General features: G+C 68.1%; 17 protein-coding genes, 1 pseudogene and 1 riboswitch. Of the genes and pseudogenes, 13 read left to right on the top strand and 5 right to left on the bottom strand.

The window, feature by feature from the left end; translation table 11 throughout:
- Positions 1–225, bottom strand: a pseudogene (locus JZ792_RS27405) (hypothetical protein); the annotation flags it as partial.
- Between the two features lie 275 nt (positions 226–500).
- On the opposite strand from JZ792_RS27405, the gene curA reads away from it, so the two are divergent.
- Complete coding sequence (gene curA / locus JZ792_RS27400; protein ID WP_216914810.1) at positions 501–1,517, top strand: NADPH-dependent curcumin/dihydrocurcumin reductase; 1,017 nt, start codon at positions 501–503, stop codon at positions 1,515–1,517.
- Positions 1,518–1,532: 15 nt separating this feature from the next.
- On the opposite strand, the gene JZ792_RS27395 is transcribed toward curA, so the two are convergent.
- On the bottom strand, positions 1,533–2,630 hold the full coding sequence (locus JZ792_RS27395; protein ID WP_216914808.1) for an NAD(P)H-dependent amine dehydrogenase family protein: 1,098 nt from the start codon (positions 2,628–2,630) through the stop codon (positions 1,533–1,535).
- Complete coding sequence (locus tag JZ792_RS27390; RefSeq protein WP_216914806.1) at positions 2,627–3,643, bottom strand: Rieske 2Fe-2S domain-containing protein; 1,017 nt, start codon at positions 3,641–3,643, stop codon at positions 2,627–2,629. The genes JZ792_RS27395 and JZ792_RS27390 overlap by 4 nt, the downstream gene beginning before the upstream one ends.
- A gap of 138 nt (positions 3,644–3,781) precedes the next feature.
- On the opposite strand from JZ792_RS27390, the gene JZ792_RS27385 reads away from it, so the two are divergent.
- Positions 3,782–4,417: a TetR/AcrR family transcriptional regulator gene (locus JZ792_RS27385; protein ID WP_216914804.1), complete on the top strand. Its 636-nt coding sequence runs from the start codon at positions 3,782–3,784 to the stop codon at positions 4,415–4,417.
- Positions 4,418–4,457: 40 nt separating this feature from the next.
- On the opposite strand, the gene JZ792_RS27380 is transcribed toward JZ792_RS27385, so the two are convergent.
- Entirely contained in the window at positions 4,458–4,607 is a 150-nt protein-coding gene (locus tag JZ792_RS27380; RefSeq protein ID WP_216914802.1) for a hypothetical protein, read from the bottom strand.
- Between the two features lie 290 nt (positions 4,608–4,897).
- On the opposite strand from JZ792_RS27380, the gene JZ792_RS27375 reads away from it, so the two are divergent.
- The gene (locus JZ792_RS27375; protein WP_109524220.1) at positions 4,898–5,179 is read left to right on the top strand and encodes a hypothetical protein; all 282 of its coding nucleotides are present in this window, start codon (positions 4,898–4,900) and stop codon (positions 5,177–5,179) included.
- Between the two features lie 69 nt (positions 5,180–5,248).
- On the opposite strand, the gene JZ792_RS27370 is transcribed toward JZ792_RS27375, so the two are convergent.
- Entirely contained in the window at positions 5,249–5,446 is a 198-nt protein-coding gene (locus JZ792_RS27370; RefSeq protein WP_157978363.1) for a hypothetical protein, read from the bottom strand.
- Positions 5,447–5,709: 263 nt separating this feature from the next.
- Here JZ792_RS27370 and JZ792_RS27365 point away from each other — a divergent pair, with 263 nt between their 5' ends.
- The 10 genes from JZ792_RS27365 to JZ792_RS27320 all read left to right on the top strand — a co-directional run bounded on the left by JZ792_RS27365 (position 5,710) and on the right by JZ792_RS27320 (position 16,317).
- Positions 5,710–6,648 carry a metal ABC transporter substrate-binding protein gene (locus JZ792_RS27365; protein WP_216914800.1) on the top strand — a complete coding sequence of 313 codons (939 nt, stop codon included), beginning with the start codon at positions 5,710–5,712 and terminating at the stop codon, positions 6,646–6,648.
- Positions 6,649–6,685: 37 nt separating this feature from the next.
- Positions 6,686–7,462 carry a metal ABC transporter ATP-binding protein gene (locus JZ792_RS27360; protein WP_216914816.1) on the top strand — a complete coding sequence of 259 codons (777 nt, stop codon included), beginning with the start codon at positions 6,686–6,688 and terminating at the stop codon, positions 7,460–7,462.
- Positions 7,463–7,486: 24 nt separating this feature from the next.
- Positions 7,487–8,362 (top strand): metal ABC transporter permease, encoded by an 876-nt coding sequence (locus tag JZ792_RS27355; RefSeq protein WP_216914798.1) that lies wholly within the window; start codon positions 7,487–7,489, stop codon positions 8,360–8,362.
- A gap of 61 nt (positions 8,363–8,423) precedes the next feature.
- A riboswitch (cobalamin riboswitch) is annotated at positions 8,424–8,610 on the top strand.
- A gap of 18 nt (positions 8,611–8,628) precedes the next feature.
- The gene (locus JZ792_RS27350; protein WP_216914796.1) at positions 8,629–10,218 is read left to right on the top strand and encodes an ABC transporter substrate-binding protein; all 1,590 of its coding nucleotides are present in this window, start codon (positions 8,629–8,631) and stop codon (positions 10,216–10,218) included.
- Positions 10,219–10,233: 15 nt separating this feature from the next.
- Positions 10,234–11,208, top strand: a complete 975-nt coding sequence (locus tag JZ792_RS27345; protein ID WP_308165482.1) for an ABC transporter permease — start codon at positions 10,234–10,236, stop codon at positions 11,206–11,208.
- The gene (locus JZ792_RS27340) at positions 11,205–13,445 is read left to right on the top strand and encodes an ABC transporter ATP-binding protein/permease (RefSeq protein ID WP_216914794.1); all 2,241 of its coding nucleotides are present in this window, start codon (positions 11,205–11,207) and stop codon (positions 13,443–13,445) included. Before JZ792_RS27345 ends, JZ792_RS27340 begins: the two co-directional genes overlap by 4 nt.
- 58 nt (positions 13,446–13,503) lie before the next feature.
- Entirely contained in the window at positions 13,504–14,082 is a 579-nt protein-coding gene (locus tag JZ792_RS27335) for a MarR family winged helix-turn-helix transcriptional regulator (RefSeq protein WP_109524226.1), read from the top strand.
- A gap of 55 nt (positions 14,083–14,137) precedes the next feature.
- Positions 14,138–14,599 (top strand): hypothetical protein, encoded by a 462-nt coding sequence (locus tag JZ792_RS27330; RefSeq protein ID WP_216914792.1) that lies wholly within the window; start codon positions 14,138–14,140, stop codon positions 14,597–14,599.
- 81 nt (positions 14,600–14,680) lie between these two features.
- Complete coding sequence (locus JZ792_RS27325; RefSeq protein WP_216914790.1) at positions 14,681–15,268, top strand: NAD-dependent epimerase/dehydratase family protein; 588 nt, start codon at positions 14,681–14,683, stop codon at positions 15,266–15,268.
- A gap of 17 nt (positions 15,269–15,285) precedes the next feature.
- A complete protein-coding gene (locus JZ792_RS27320; RefSeq protein WP_216914788.1) occupies positions 15,286–16,317 on the top strand; it encodes a 1-aminocyclopropane-1-carboxylate deaminase/D-cysteine desulfhydrase in 1,032 nt (343 codons plus the stop codon).
- The last annotated feature ends 36 nt before the right edge of the window (positions 16,318–16,353 follow it).

Below are 16,353 nucleotides of genomic sequence, written 5' to 3'. Positions count from 1 at the left end.
GAGGAAGGTCCAGGTCGTGTCGCGTGGGTTGGCGACGACCGGCCCGATGTCGCTGTCCCGGAGAATCTCCAGTACCCGTGAGCCCAGGAGCGCGGGCATGTCGACGGCGTCGAGTCGCGCGCCGCAGACCACGGTGGGCCGCGATTCGGAGAGTTCGACCGGTAATCCGTATCGGTGGCGCAGCAGATGGGCGACATCGTGTGGGCTGTAACAGGTTTCGAACACGGTACCTCTCCGGTGGAGTGATCGTGGACGCCCTCGGCCGGGTGGTGCGGCCGGGCCTGGATGGTGCGTCGATGACACCACTCGCCCGTTGCGTGATCATTTCCACGACATTGCCCTGCCATTGCTGTCCGCTCGCCGTATCCGACCGTGACCTCGGTGGCGGTCCGTCCCGCTCGATTCCCGGGAATTGTTGTGGCAGTGGGGGTTAACGCACGGTCGTCGCGGACGGCCGGTGAGGTCGGGGGCTCGTCCGGCCGTCGGGTTAGGGTGGAGGCATGGTCGCATCGACGCAGATCGTGCTCGCCTCCCGTCCGGAGGGGGTTCCCACCGCGGCGAACTTCCGCACCGAGTCGGCCGAACTGCCGCCGCCCGGCGACGGTCAGGTGCTGTTGCGCACGCTGTACCTGTCGCTCGATCCGTATATGCGCGGCCGCATGAGCGCGGCGAAATCGTATGCCGCCCCGGTCGAGGTCGGCGCCGTCATGGTCGGCGGCACCGTGTCCGAGGTGCTGGAGTCGCGCGCGCCCGGACTTTCGAAAGGTGATGTGGTGCAGTCCCATTCGGGCTGGCAGACACATCAGGTAACGCGGGGGAAAGGACTGCGGGTCCTCGATCCGGATCGGGCGCCGGTGTCGACGGCGCTCGGCGTGCTCGGCATGCCGGGTTTCACCGCCTACTCGGGTCTGCTGCGGATCGGTCGTCCCGCGCGTGGTGAAACGCTGGTGGTGGCCGCGGCGAGCGGCCCGGTGGGCTCCGCCGTCGGGCAGATCGCGCGTATCGAGGGCGTGCGCGCGGTGGGGGTCGCGGGCGGCCCGAAGAAGGTGGCCTACCTGCGCGACGAACTCGGTTTCGATGCCGCGATCGACCACCGCGACCCCGATTTCGCGGCGCGGCTTCGGGAAGCGGTGCCCGACGGCATCGACATCTACTTCGAGAATGTCGGCGGCGCGGTCGCCGAGGCCGTGTACCCGCTGCTCAACACCTACGCCAGGGTTCCGGTCTGCGGTCTCATCGCCGACTACAACACCGGGAACGCGCCGGAGGAACCGAATCGACTGCCCGCCTTCTACTCTCGTATTCTCACCAGGAGTCTGACGGTTCGCGGATTCATCCAGACCGAATTCGTCGACGAGATGTACGACGATTTCCTGACGGATATGTCGGGGTGGATCGCCGAGGGGCGCGTCAAGTACCGCGAGGATGTCGTCGACGGCCTCGAGCAGGCTCCGGAGGCGTTCATGGGACTGCTCGAGGGACGCAATTTCGGCAAACTTCTGGTGCGGGTCGGGTAGGGCCTTTCCCGACCGCTACGAGAGTTTGAAACGCCCGCCGAATCCGCGCAGGGGCAGATCGGCGCTCGTGAGGATTCCCGGCGCGGCCGCGACCACGCCGCGGATCGCGTTGAGCGCCGGTAATCCGGTGACGGTCATGCCGATCGACGCGAAGTCCTCCGGATTGTCCAACCGCGCACCGGCTTTGGGGAAGATCATATGTTTGCTGTAGATGTTCGGGTCGCCGGTGATCTGGGTGATGTAGCAGCCCTTGATATCCCAGGCGGGGTCGGTGTACGGCGTCATCTGCCATTCCAGGTGTGATTCGACCCGCGCGATCCCGTCCACCATGCCCTGGTATTTGATGTAATTGGAGCCGAGCGAGCCCTTCGGCAGTTGATACCAACCGAGGTCGATATCCTTGGTGCACGCGCCGAGTTCGTAGCTGAACGTCACCTCGTCGAGTTCGAGATCGAAACAGTCGGCCATCATGTACACGCTGTCGGAGAAGACGCGGGTGTATTTCTCCAGTGACGCCGGGATGCCGGGATCGTCGACCGGTTTGCCGTAGCCGACCTCCTTCCACGTCTCCACCGAGTGATGGCAGGAGACATCCACCGACTCGATCACGGTGACATTCTCGATCTCGGAGACGTCGGCGCTGTGGACGACGCCCAGGATCTGGCACAGACCGGGATTCATCCCGGTGCCGTAGAACGTCGATCCGCCACGCAGGCACGCCGCTCGCAGAACCTCGCTGACCGGACGTCCCGACGGATGCGGATGGTTGCGGTCGCGATGATGGCCGGTGATCCAGTCGGCGGTGGTGACGATATCGATCCCGGCTTCGAGAACCCGCTCGTAGAGCGCCTCGTCGGGAAACACCCCGTGGAAGGTGAGCACATCGGGCCGCGCGGCGATGATCTCCTCGACGGTGCCGGTGGCGAGGACGCCGACCGCGCCGATCCCCGCGATCTCTCCGGCGTCGCGTCCGATCTTCTCGGGCGAGTAGCAGTGCAGGCCGATCAATTCGAGGTCGGGATGCTCGCCGATCCGCTTGATCATCTCGGATCCGACATTGCCGGTCGCGACCTGGAAAACGCGTATCCGCTCGGCGCCTGTTCTCGTGGTCATCTCTGTGTCCTCTCCGAGGTGACGGGGGTGGGTGCGGTCGGCGCGGCGGGGTAGAACTGTTTCGCCCATTGCCGCAGCTGGGTGAAGCCGTCGTATTCGCCGTGGGTCAGCGACGGAGGGTCGCTGTAGCGCTGATGCGCCCAGATCCGGATATCGGCCGTGAACTGTTCGATGACGGCGTCGGCCAGGAATTTCGCCCCCGTGGGCAGTTCGGACGATTCGTCGCCGGGTCGCCTGCCTATCCAGACGCTGAACCGGACGTCGGAGGTGGCGTCGTCGACCGGCGTGACGGCGGTGAGCGTGCGATTGTCGACCATGCCCCAACTCTTCGTCGCGGCGACGCCGAGTCCGGCGTTGACTGCCTCGACGCCGCTCGAGACGTCCTCCGCGCGGATACCGTTCTCGAAGGCGATGGTGAAATCCACGTAGGACGTGGGCCGTGTGAAATCGTGCCGGGTGATGTCGGGCATGAACGGCACTTTGTGGACGAACGTGAAGTGCGCGAAATCGACGCCGTTCTCCATCACGTACTGCGGATGCAGTTCCAGGCCCGGCCGGAACAGCGTGGCGGCGGGATAGTAGTCGGCGGCCCCGCGATCGTCGTCGAATCCGGCCAGCACATCGGGCACATCGAAATACGGTGCGCCACCGTCGATATCGTGCCAGATGAAAATCGATTCGTTGAGCTCGGCGACGGGATAGCTGCCAATTCGACGACCCCTGTTGGGGCGTTTCTCGTACGGGATGCGGACATTGCGGCCCGTGCTGTCCCACTCCCAGCCGTGGAACGGGCAGACGATGCGATCACCGTCGACGCGACCGCCGTGGCCGAGGTGCGCGCCGAGATGTTCGCAGTACGCGTCCATCACCGCGACCCGGCCGTCGGTCGAGCGCCACGCGACCATCTCCGTGTCGAAGTACTTCATTCGGTGGACTTCGCCGAGGCCGATCTCCGCGGACCACGCGACCTGGAACCATCCGGTCGGCTTCATCGATAACGGCGGTTTGGCCATCTCCGCTGCCTTCCCATTCGGTCGGAGGACGCCTGTCCGCAGAATCGTAGTGGGCTCTGTGAAAAAATAACAGAGGTCTCTGTGAAACTGGTTCGCGCGGGATCCGGACGCGGTGGAACTGCCACTAGGATCGGGTGGATGACGGATCCCGGGGTGCTCGGCAGGCGCAGCAACAGGCGCGGACTCGCCACCAGGGAGTCGATGCTCGACACCGCGCTGCGGTGTCTGGCGACAGGTGATCCGGCGGCGGTATCCGGTAACCGGATCGCCAAGGAGATCGGCGCCACCTGGGGGACCGTCAAGTACCAGTTCGGCGATATCGACGGATTGTGGGCGGCGGTGCTGGGCTACATCGCCGAACGCCGGGGCGATATGCCGGTCGGCGCGCCGTCGTCCGCGTCGCTGCGCGAACGGGTGGCGGCGATCGTCGACACCATGTACGACGGGCTGACCACGGGGGATTCGCGCGCCATCGAGAATCTGCGCGCCGCGCTACCGCGCGATCGGGAGGAGTTCGAACGCCTCTATCCCCGCACCGCCGCCGAATTCGCGTCGTGGGGCCGGGCGTGGTTGGAGACCTGCCGTCGAGGGTTCGCCGGACTCGATGTCGATCCGGATCGGGTGGCCGAAGTCGCCGCGTTCATCCCCGGCGCCATGCGGGGGATCGTCTCGGAACGCCAGCTCGGTACCTACACCGACCTCGATCTCGCGCGACGCGGACTCACCAATGCCATCGTGGCCTATCTGCGCCCCGACGCCGAGCCGGCGCGATAGCCGCGCACGGGGTGAGTCCGCGAGGCGACGATCGACGCTGTCAGCGCGCCGCCGAGACCTCGGGTGATTCGCCCCCGTCGTAGTGGCGCGATTCGAACCAGTAGGTCGCCGTGACGGTGGCGTAGCTGGCGACGATCACCGCCGCGATCGCGGCGATCGAGAGTAGGAGCAGTGCGACGAAGTGATCCATGGTGGCCTCCCCGGAAATAGGGTGCTCTATGGCGTCTACAAGGGGTTTGGCGCAACATCGCGCCGAATCGGGTGTGAACCCGGATGAACCGACTGCACTCCGAATCCTAGAACGCTACGCCTCTCTGCGCACGGGACACGACTGTGAGCCGAGTCATGTACGGACCGGAGTGTCGGTTCAATCGCACCGACCCGATGCTGTTCAATTGGTGAGGTCAACGAGTTTCTGCGTGCGCCTGTTCTCGTCAATCCCCTTTCGAGCATCACCTCGTCATCCGAAGGAGCATGACAGTGAGCACGATCCTCTGCGCGCTACATGAGACGGTCCTCGCGCAGGTCGGCAATCCGACCCCGGAGGCTCCACCGCTGGCGGACAAGCTGTTGCAGATCGGCCGGTATTTCACCTGGCTCGTTCAGTTGTCCGGCATCACCGCCATCACCTACGGCGGCGGTCGCTTCGCGTGGGAGAAATGGAACGGCGGCAGCCTCCAGTCGCCGAAGATGGTGGCGGGTGCGATGGCCGGCGGCGCCGTCGCGACCAGCGCGGGCACGATCATGAACTCGGTGATCTGACCGCATTCGACAGTGAGCACGACCGAACGTCGCCCGTGGACTCCGCGGGCGACGTTCGGCGTTTCGGGGTCAGGGCAGGGCGCGGTCGTCGAGGGTCATGGCGCCCGCGCGAACCAGCACGGCACGGGCCCGGCGGCGGACGCGGCAGGTGTCCACCGAGCAGTCGAGGTGCCGTTGCATCTCGCGATGCGCTCGGGCCACGGTCATCGGTCCTGGTTCGATACGGCAGTCCATGACGACGGTGCGAAGCGGGAATGCTGTGTTCATCGTGAGCTCCTGGTCGGACTTCGGAGTGATCAGCGGGGGCGATGTCCGCTCGCCGGGACAAGGAATTCGCGGGGCGGTCGCCCACGGATCGGTCGATCGCGCGAGGAATTCTCACGTTCCGGAATCCGGGCTCCACGAGGGCTGGACCTGCGCTGATCCGGTCGGTCTCCGGCGTGGCCGATCCGGCGCGTCCATACGGACGATTCCGGTTTCACATGTTCGAACTTGAAAGTTAGTCGACCCGAACATTAGGATTTCGCCGTATGAAGATTCGGCACCGCCGTCGGCGGCTCGCGGCCACGGGCCGGTTGCTCGCGGCGATCGCGTTCGGTTTGTCGGCGATGGGCGCGAGCGCGTGCGGCAGCGGCGCCGCCGACGGCGATCGGCCGGTGGTCCTGACCACGTTCACGGTGCTCGCCGATATCGCGAGCAATGTCGCGGGTCCGCACCTCGAGGTCGAGTCGATCACCAAGGCCGGGGCCGAGATCCACGGCTACGAACCGACACCGGGGGATATCAGGAAGGCCACGCGCGCGGATCTCATCGTCGACAACGGGATGAACCTGGAAGCCTGGTTCGCCCGGTTCGTCTCCGAGGTGAAGGTGCCGCACGTGGTGGTCAGCGAGGGCGTCGCGCCGATCGAGATCGGTGAGGACGCCTACCGGGGCAAGCCGAATCCGCACGCGTGGATGTCACCGTTGAACGTGCTCGTCTACGTCGACAACATGGTGCGCGCTTTCACCGATCTCGATCCGGGACACCGCGCGGATTTCCGCGCGAACGGCGAACGCTACAAAGCCGAATTACGCGGAGTCCACGAGGAATTGGTGCGGACGCTGAGTACGTTGCCCGCCGGACAGCGTGCCCTGGTGACCTGTGAGGGCGCGTTCTCCTACCTGGCCCGTGACGCCGGTCTGACCGAGAAGTACATCTGGCCGGTCAACGCCGAACAGCAGGCGACACCGCAGCAGATCGCCTCGGTCATCGATATGGTGAAATCCGCCCGGGTGCCCGCGGTGTTCTGTGAATCCACGGTGTCCGACGCGCCGATGCGCCGGGTCGTCGAGGCTTCGGGAAGTTCGTACGGCGGTGTGCTGTACGTGGATTCGCTGTCGGAGGCCGACGGTCCGGTACCGACCTACCTGGCGCTGATCCGCCACGCCGCGCAGACCATCGGCGCCGCGCTCACCGGGCGGCAGTGATATGCGGGAAGCAAGTGATATGCGGGAAGCAAGTGAAATGCGGGAAGCGGACGGGGTGCGGGAAGCGGGCGAGGCGCGAGCAGCGGTGAGCGCGATCCGGGTCGACGGCGTCACCGTGCGCTACGGCGAAGTGCTCGCCCTCGACGACGTCGCGCTGCGACTCGAGCACGGGCGGGTCTGCGGTCTGGTGGGGATGAACGGTTCCGGGAAGTCGACGCTGTTCAAGACCATCATGGGGTCGATCGAACCCGATCACGGGACGGTGCTGGTCGACGGCGTCGCCCCGAAGGCCGCGCGGCGCGGCGGCGTTCTCGGCTACGTGCCGCAGAGCGAGGACGTCGACTGGAGTTTCCCGCTGTCGGTACGCGATGTGGTGATGACCGGGCGCTACGGCCGGATGGGGTTCACCCGCCGCCCCCGGCGCGCGGACCGGGAAGCGGTGGCCGAGGCGCTGGAGCGGGTCGAATTGACCGACCTCGGCGACCGGCAGATCGGGCGGTTGTCGGGTGGGCAGAAGAAGCGGGCCTTCGTCGGTCGTGCCCTCGCCCAGGGGGCGACGGTGCTGTTGCTGGACGAGCCCTTCGCCGGTGTCGACAAGCGGTCCGAGGCCGCCATCACCGCGCTGCTGCGCGAACTCGCGGCGGCGGGCGCCGCGGTCCTGGTGTCCACCCATGACCTGCACGCACTGCCCGGCCTCGCCGACGAGGCCGTGCTGCTGATGAGAACGGTGCTGGCGCAGGGGGATCCGGAGACGGTGCTGCGCCCGGAGAATCTTGCGGCGGCCTTCGGCCTCGATGTGCTCAACCGTGTGTGAACGGCCGAAGGTGAGACGGACGCAATGAGTTTCGAGGAAATCTTCATCGACCCGCTGCGCTACGAATTCATGGTGCGGGCGCTGGCCACCACCGTGACGGCGGCGGTGGTCTGCGCGGTGCTCTCGTGCTGGCTGGTGCTGATCGGCTGGTCGTTGATGGGCGACGCGGTCTCCCACGCGGTACTGCCAGGGGTGGTGCTGGCCTATATCGTCGGCCTGCCCTTCGCGGTCGGCGCGATCGTCTTCGGATTCCTGGCGGTGGCACTGATCGGGGTGGTGCGGTCGACCAGCCGCATCAAGGAGGACGCCGCGATCGGCATCGTGTTCACGACGCTGTTCGCGTTCGGGTTGGTACTGGTCTCGGTGACGCCGAGTCAGACCGATCTCAATCACATCGTGTTCGGGAATCTGCTCGGGGTCAGCCGATCCGAGCTCGTCCAGATCGTCGTCCTGGCGGCGCTGACGCTGACGGCGCTCGTCCTCAAGCGACGTGATTTCACCCTGTACGCGTTCGACCCCGTGCACGCCCACGCGATCGGCCTGAACACCCGTTGGCTCGGTATCGCCCTGCTCGGACTGCTCGCGCTGACCTCGGTGGTGGCGTTGCAGGCGGTGGGCGTGGTGCTCGTGGTCGCGATGCTCATCATTCCCGGCGCGACCGCGTACCTGCTCACCGACCGATTCCAGCGCATGCTCGTCATCGCCCCCGCGGTCTCGGTCGCGGCGGCGGTGACGGGCCTGTATCTGAGCTATCACCTGGACACCGCCTCCGGGGCGATGGTCGTCGTCGTCCAGGGGCTGACCTTCACGGCGGTGTACCTGTTCGCACCGCGACAGGGTGTCATCGGTCGCCGGATCGCGGCCGCGCGTCGTCGTCGCGCCACCGCGAGCGCGGTGTGACCGCCGGTGCATCCGCGTGATTCGGCCGCATCGGGTTCCCCGGCCGACGAGCGTGGATGTGTGCTCGGGGCTCGCGGCTTGTAACGTCTGATCCGGACGAAGGGAACACCGGTGCGAATCCGGGGCTGTCCCGCAACTGTCACCGAGGAGTAATCCGCCGATCTCGTTGCCACGACCTACCCGGGTTGGAAGGCAGGCGGTGCGCGTCGATCCGGGAGCCAGGACACCTGCGTCCACGGTAGAGGGATCGCACCACGAGGATGGCTATGGACAACTCCAGATCGACCGTGCCCGCATTGCGGCGCCGGACATTCCTGCTCGGCGCCGGAGCTGCGGCTCTGGCCGCGTCGGCGGGCGGATCGCTGATCGGCTGCGCCGCCGACGACGTGGCCCCCCGGGGACCGCAGGGGCCGCCGCGTCCCGGCGGGCGACTGCGTTCGGTGATCGCGGGCAGGTCGGCGAGCGTCGACGTACTCGATCCGTATCAGGCGGGCAGTTCGGCGGGCGGCGCGGTCTCCAAGAATGTCTGGGACAAACTCGTCGCCTACAACAACGATCTGACGCTGCGCTACCGGCTCGCGGAATCGCTGACGCCCGACGCGGACGGCAGCCGATGGCGGATCGCGTTGCGTCCCGGCGTCGTCTTCAGCGACGGCACACCGCTGACCTCCCGCGATGTGCTCTGGAGTTTCGAGCGGATGCTCGACCCGGCCAAACATTCCTCGGGCGATCTCTCGATGGTCGACATGTCGCGCACCAGGGCCGACGGTGAACTGGGCGTCATCGTGGGGATGAAATCCCCACTCGCCGATTTCGGTTCGGTGCTCGCGGGCTGGTACTGCTACGTCATCAAGGACGGGACGACCACCTTCGACGCGCGGACGCTGCCGGTGGGCACGGGCCCCTTCGCACTGGCGAACTGGTCGCCCGGCGATCGAACACTGTTGCGCCGCAACGATCGGTACTGGGACGGGCAGGTGCTGCTCGACGAGGTCGAGATCATCCAGATCGCCGAGACCGAGGCCCGCGTGAACGCCTTCCTGTCCGGGGAAGCCGATATCGTGCACGAGATGTCCTATCTTCAGGCGCGCACGCTGGAGAACGATCCGGATATCACCGTCGTGCTGCATCCGTTCGGACTCATGGACTCCTTCCAGATGCGCGTCGACCTCCCGCCCTTCGACGATGTGCGGGTGCGCCAGGCCATGCGCCTGGCCGTCGATCGGCAGGCCATGGTCGACACCGTGTACTACGGCTATGCCGAGGTGGGCAACGACATCTACGGCAAGGGCGCGCCGTTCTACGACGATTCGCTGCCGCAGCGCGCCTACGATCCGGCGCGGGCGCGCGAACTGCTGCGTCAGGCGGGCAAGGAGAATCTCACGGTCACCTTGCAGACGGCCGACGGCATGCCGGGCATGATCGAATCGGCGACGCTGTTGGTCGAGCACGCCAAGGCGGCCGGAATCACCGTGAAACTCGAATCCGTGCCCGCCGACACCTATTTCACCCAGGTCGCGGGCAAACAGCCGCTGACCCACGTCGGTTGGTGGAACTACAGTCTCGACTACTTCTACGGCCAGACCATGACCACCGGTTCGCCGAGCAACGGCACCGGATGGCGGAACGCGGCCTGGGACACGAAATTCACCGAGGTCAGGGCGACACTCGACCAGGACCGCCGCCGGGTGCTGTATCACGAACTCCAGGAACAACTCTGGAACGAAGGCGGATACATCCTGCACAGTTTCGCCAAACGGCCCGACGCGGCGCGAAACGATGTCGGCGGTGTGCGGGCCGGGGTGCCCGGTACCGACGACTGGGCCAACTACACGACCACCTGGTTGGCGCGGTAGCGAACGCCGACGGTCGTGATTCGCTACGTGATCGGGCGCGTCGGCGGCGCCATCGTGGTGCTGTCGCTGGTCGCGCTCGCGGTGTTCTGCCTGTTCGAGTCGCTGGATTCGGATGCGGCGACGGTGATCCTGTCGCGTGTCGGCGGGGCCGACCCCGCCCCGGAGCAGGTGGCCGCGCTGCGCGCCGAACTGGGACTGGACCGGCCCGCGCCGGTCCGGTTCGCCGAATGGGCGAAGGGATTCGCGCGCGGCGATTTCGGTGATTCGCTGATCTCCGGTCGACCGGTCCGCGAGGTGCTGCTGAGCCGATCGGGCAACAGCGCGGTGCTCGCGGTGATCACCGCCGCGCTGTTGATCCCGCTGGCACTCGGGCTCGGGCTGACCGCAGGCGCGCGTGCGGGTTCGCGCGCCGACCGGGCGGTCAGCGTGAGCGCGCTGACCGCGGAGTCGGTGCCGCCCTTCGTCTCCGGTGTGCTGCTGGTGGCCGTGCTGTCGTTGACGCTGCACGTCCTCCCGGCCGTGTCACTGGTTCCGACGGGTACCGCGGTGACCGCCCGACCCGAGATCCTCGTCATGCCGGTGATATGCCTGCTGACCGGGCTGGCCCCGCATCCGATCCGCATGGTGCGGGCGCAGACGGCCGAGGTCATGGCCTCGGCCTACATCAGGACCGCGCGAGCCAACGGGATCGGGCAATGGCGGCTGATCCTGCGCCACGCCGCTCCCAACGCGGTATCGGCCTCGATCCACCCGCTCGCCGGTTCGGTGGTCGGTCTGCTCGGTGGAATCGCGGTGGTGGAAACGCTTTTCGTGTATCCCGGGCTCTCCCAGGAGATCCTGGCCGCGATCTCGGCTCGCGACTTCCCGTTCGTGCAGTCCGCCGCCGTGCTGATGGCCGCGTTCGGGATCGGGATCTACCTGCTCGCGGATCTGCTCGCGTTGCTGGTCGGACCGCGCGCCAGGCATCTGATCGTGGCGGGGCGGTCGTGAAGGGGCACAGGTGGTTCCGGACCGGATGGGCCGCGATCACGGCGGGCGTCCTGCTGCTGGCGCTGCTCGGTCCGGCGCTCGCCCCGCATTCGCCGACCGCGCCGGGTGGTCCGCCCTTCCAGGCGCCGAGCGCGCGCCACCTGCTCGGCACCGACGTGGTCGGGCGCGATGTGCTGTCCAGGATCATGCACGGCGGGCTGCCGCTGCTCTCGATCGCGAGTCTCGCGCTGGCCGTGGCCTATTCGCTCGGTGTGACATTCGGGCTGTTCGCCGGATTGCGTCGCCCGGCCGACCGTTGGATCATGCGACCGGTCGACGCGATCGTGGTGATGCCGTGGTTTCTGATGCTCGCCGTCATCGCGACCGCGATCGGGGCCGGGCCCGCCGCCATCGTGCTGACCTGCGCGCTCGCCTCGGTGCCGTGGATCATCCGGATCGTGCGCACGGCCGTGCTCGAGGTCGTGCCCACCGGGTACGTCGAGTCGGCGCGGGCGCGCGGCGAACCGTTGTGGCGGCTGGCGCTGGTGGAGGTGCTGCCGTCGGTGCGCTCGGTGGTGCTCGCCGACGCCGGAGTGCGCGTGTCGATGACGATCTCGATGGTCGCGGTGAGCGGATTCCTCGGACTCGGCCTGCGCCCGCCCTCGGCCGACTGGGCGTTGATGATCACCGAGAACCGTCCGGGATTCGCCCTCCAGCCGTCGGCGGTGCTCGCACCGGCCGTGCTGATCATGGCGCTGGTGGTCTCGGTCAATATGGTCACCGACCGGGCGCTCGGCCTCGACCGGCCACCGACGCGATGGGCTCCGGTGCGCACGCGCGCCGACGATATCGGGCTGGAGATCGAGGCGCTGACCGTGCTCGGGCCGGGCGGCGACCCCCTACTCGACGACGTGTCGGTGCGGGTGCGGCCCGGCCGCGGACTCGCGGTGATCGGCCCGTCCGGCGCGGGCAAGTCCACCTTGGCGTCGGCGGTGCTCGGTGCGCTGTCGCCCGGACTGTCGGCATCGGGGACCGTTTCGGTCGGTGCGGGAGCGAGCGGCCGCAGGACGGTCGGGTACGTGCCGCAGGATCCGGCGTCGGGCCTCAATCCGGCCCTGCGCGTCGGGACCGCGATCGGCGAGATCGCCCGCCTGCACGGCGGTTCGGACCGTCGGGCCGCCGTGGCCCGGGCGCTGCGGCGGGTGGGTCTGGCCGAGGATCGCGCGTTCCGGCGCAGGTTCCCGCACCAACTGTCCGGCGGACAGCAGCAGCGCGTGCTGCTCGCGATGGCCCTGGTCGGCGAACCGGCGGTGCTGGTACTCGACGAACCCACCACCGGCCTGGACGCCGGGACCAGGACCGAACTCGTCGACACGGTCCGCGAGATCCGCCGCGACACCGCGATCACCCTGCTCGTCATCACCCACGACCTGTCCACCGTGGCCCCGCTGATCGACGACGTTCTCGAACTCGAACGGGGTGCGGTGGTCTCGCTCGCGCCCTACCGCGCCGAAAAGCTCATGGCGGCAACCACATCGACCACGCGGTATATCGCCGTGGACGCCGCGCCGGTGCTGCGCGTGACGGCGCTGCGGGTCGGATATCGGCACGGCAGCCGGTTCGGCGCGGTCGCCGACGGACTGGCCTTCGGTGTGCGGCCGGGGGAATGTCTCGCCCTCACCGGACCTTCGGGCGCGGGCAAGACCACGGTGGCACGGGCACTGGCCGGATTGCATCCGGCCGAGGGCGGCGAGGTGGAACTCGACGGGCACCGGCTGGCCCGCGACGTCGATCGGCGCACCGTCGACCAGCGTCGCGCGATACAGCTGATCTTCCAGAATCCGGCGACCTCGCTGAATCCGGCGTATCGCGTCGGCGCGCAGATCGCCAGACCGGCGCGGCTGCTGCGCGGTATGGACGAACGGGACGCCGCGCGCGAGACCGAACGTCTGCTCGAGGCGGTGCGGCTGGATCCGGTTCTGGCACAGCGCCGTCCCGGGTCGCTCTCGGGCGGTCAGCAGCAGCGGGTGGCGATCGCCAGGGCACTGGCGGCGGGCCCGCGCGTGCTGATCTGCGACGAGATCACAGCCTCGCTCGACGCGCGTACGCGCGCAGTCGTGCTCGATCTGCTCGACGAACTGCGCGAACAGGGTCTGGCACTGGTTCTGATCAGCCACCAGTCCCGGGTGATCGAGCGGCTGGCGGACGCGACCCTCGCCGTCGACGGTGCCGTCCGGGCGGTTTCGGCGCGGAGGTGAACAGTGGGTATCCCCACGTCGACAGGGGGAAACCCGTGTCGGTGCGTACAGTGCAGATATGCCCGAAACGCATCCCACACCCGTGGTGCGTGTCGAAGCGGCCGAAACCTCCGGCGGTGCTACCGCGATCGCGGGGGGAACCGACACCGACCTGCTCTCGCTCGCCGCCCAACTGTGCTTCGCCCTGTACTCGACCTCACGTGCCATGACCGCCGCCTACCGGCCCTTCCTCGACGCGATGGAGGTGACATATCCGCAGTACCTCGCCTTGCTGGCACTCTGGGAACAACCGGGGATGACCATGCGGGAACTCGGAGAACGACTACATCTGGACTACGGCACGGTCTCACCGCTGATCCAGCGGCTCCAGGCACACGGTCTGGTGGAAAGTGTGCGCAGCCCGCATGATCGGCGCGCGGTGCAGCTGCGGGCCACCGATGCCGGTCGCGCACTACAGGATCGGGCGCGGCAGATGATCGAATCGGTACTCACCGAAGTGGCCTGGCCACTGGAAACCGTGATCGCGTTGCGCGATCAGGTGAACGGTCTCGGCGCGCGACTGGACGCCGTCGTCGGCGCGCGAAGCGCCGCGGAGACGGCGGACGTGGGATCGAACACAGCCGTTGGTCCGAAATAGATGCGTTAGCCCGTGCCGCTGGTGGTAACCCGGTGACAGACACCAGGCGCCGACGATGGGAGGGCTTTCGCTGATGGGCGACAATCGCGGTGCGGTGCGCGAAGTGTTGCCGTCCAAGGATCAGCTGCTCGCGGCCCTGCGAGGGCACTATCTGCTCGGACCGCTGTGCGCGCAGGCGTTCGGTCTCGCCGAATTGCACAGGCAGCGCCGCGGTCATCCGGAGCGGGCCGCCGAGATCGATTACTACCGCGGGGAACTCATCGACGAGATCGACGAATGGGCGCGGCTGGCCCTGCCCGACCCACGTCCCGGTGTGCGCACCGTCGCCGAACCGCTCGGCGTGACGATCGACCGGATGGCGGCGGCCTCGGATCTCGCCTTCCACCTGCTGATGACGATCGACCCCGGCAGCGACGAGATGCACGCCGCATGGACCCGCCTGGCGGAACTGGAGATCGCCTACGGCGAACTGTCCACGGCGCTCTCGGCGGGGTACCGCGCCCTGCCGTGGAATTGACCCGGCGCCGGTCACGCGACGACGGGCCGCGTGTTGCGACGGTACCGGCGCCGCCCGGTGGTGATCGCTAGTGTTGGTTCGGTGCGCATCTTTCTGGCCGGGGCGACCGGCGTGATCGGAGTCCGTCTGGTGCCGCTGCTGATCGAGGCCGGACACGAGGTGGCGGGAATGACCAGGTCCGCGCGGAAAGCGGACGAGATATCCGCGGCCGGGGCGACGCCCGTGGTCTGCGACGTGTACGACCCGGCCGCGCTCACCGCGGCGGTCGTCGAGTTCCGGCCGGATCTGGTCATGCACCAGCTCACCGATCTGCCCGACGATCTCGCGCGGCTTCCGGAAAGCGGTGCGGCCAACAGCCGGATCCGCACCGAGGGCACCCGCAATCTGCTCGACGCCGCAGCGGCCGCGGACGCGAAACGGTTTCTGGCCCAGAGCATCGCCTGGGAACCGCCCGCCGGTCGTGGCGCGGAGATCGCGACGCACGAGTCGGCGGTGCTGGAGGCGGGCGGCGTCGTGCTGAAATACGGCCAGTTCTACGGTCCGGGAACGTATTACGAATCCACTCCGCCCCCGCCGCCCCGCGTGCACATCGATCACGCCGCCACGGCCACCGTCGCGCTGCTGGAGGCGCCGAGCGGGGTGGTCGTGGTGGTGGACGAGCCCCGATAGCCGCGACGGAGCATCCGGTGACCGATCCGCACCTGCATCGGCGTTTCCCCGAACTCGCCGCCCACCTGCCGTATCTGAGTCTGGGGGAGGGGCCGACGCCGGTGCGGGAGTTGGCGCTGGACGCGGGCCTGCCCGTGTGGTGCAAGGACGAGAGCGGCTACGGGGCGGGCGGCTGGGGCGGGAACAAGATCAGGAAATTGGAATGGCTGCTGCCCGAAGCGCTGCGGCGCGGCGCGCACACCATCCTGACGGTCGGCGGCACCGGAACCAACTGGGGTCTCGCGGTGGCGCGATACGGTCGCGAATACGGGATCGACACCGTCCTGGCGCTGGTGGATCAGCCGATCGACGACCATGTCCGGGCACAGTTGGCCCGGCTGGAGAACTCCGGCGCCGTCCTGCGTTTCACGCGCACCAAGGCGCGCACGATGGTGGCCGCGCCGTGGTTGATGCTGCGCCATGCGCGCGGCGCGAAACTGCCGTACTACCTGCCCGTCGGCGGTTCCTCGCCGATCGGCGCGCTCGGCTACGTGGAGGCGGCGTTCGAACTCGCCGAGCAGGTCGCGGCGGGCGAGTTGCCCGAGCCCGCCCACCTGGTGGTACCGGTCGGGTCGGGCGGAACCGCGGCCGGGCTCGCGCTCGGGCTGAAGTGGGCCGGTCTGCGCACCCGCGTGCTCGGCGTCGTGGTCAACGACAGCCTGCCGCTGGACGCGCGACGGATCGTCGGGCTGGCCGAGCGGGCCGGGGCCGTGCTGGTCTCCCGTGGTCTGCGCGTCGCGCCCCCGGTCGTGCGGGCCGACGAGGTGACGATGCTGCGCGACTGGCTCGGTCCCGGCTACGGTCACCCGACACCGCAGGCGGTGCGCGCCGCCGAGCGCGCGGCCTCGGTCGGATTGCGGTTGGAAACGGTGTACACGGCGAAGGCGTTCGCCGCCGTGCCGGAGTTGATCGCGCGCGGTGCGCTCGGTGACGGCCCGGTGCTGTTCCTCAACACCTACGGCCCCCGTGCGGACCCGCCGGGCACCGATCCATTCGCGACACAGGGATAGTAACGTATCAAATAGTTCCCGGGCTCTCGTCCGGAA

The organism is Nocardia noduli, assembly GCF_019038455.1.
Classification (GTDB): Bacteria; Actinomycetota; Actinomycetes; order Mycobacteriales; family Mycobacteriaceae; genus Nocardia; species Nocardia noduli.
This window is presented reverse-complemented; position numbering and strand designations above follow the sequence as displayed.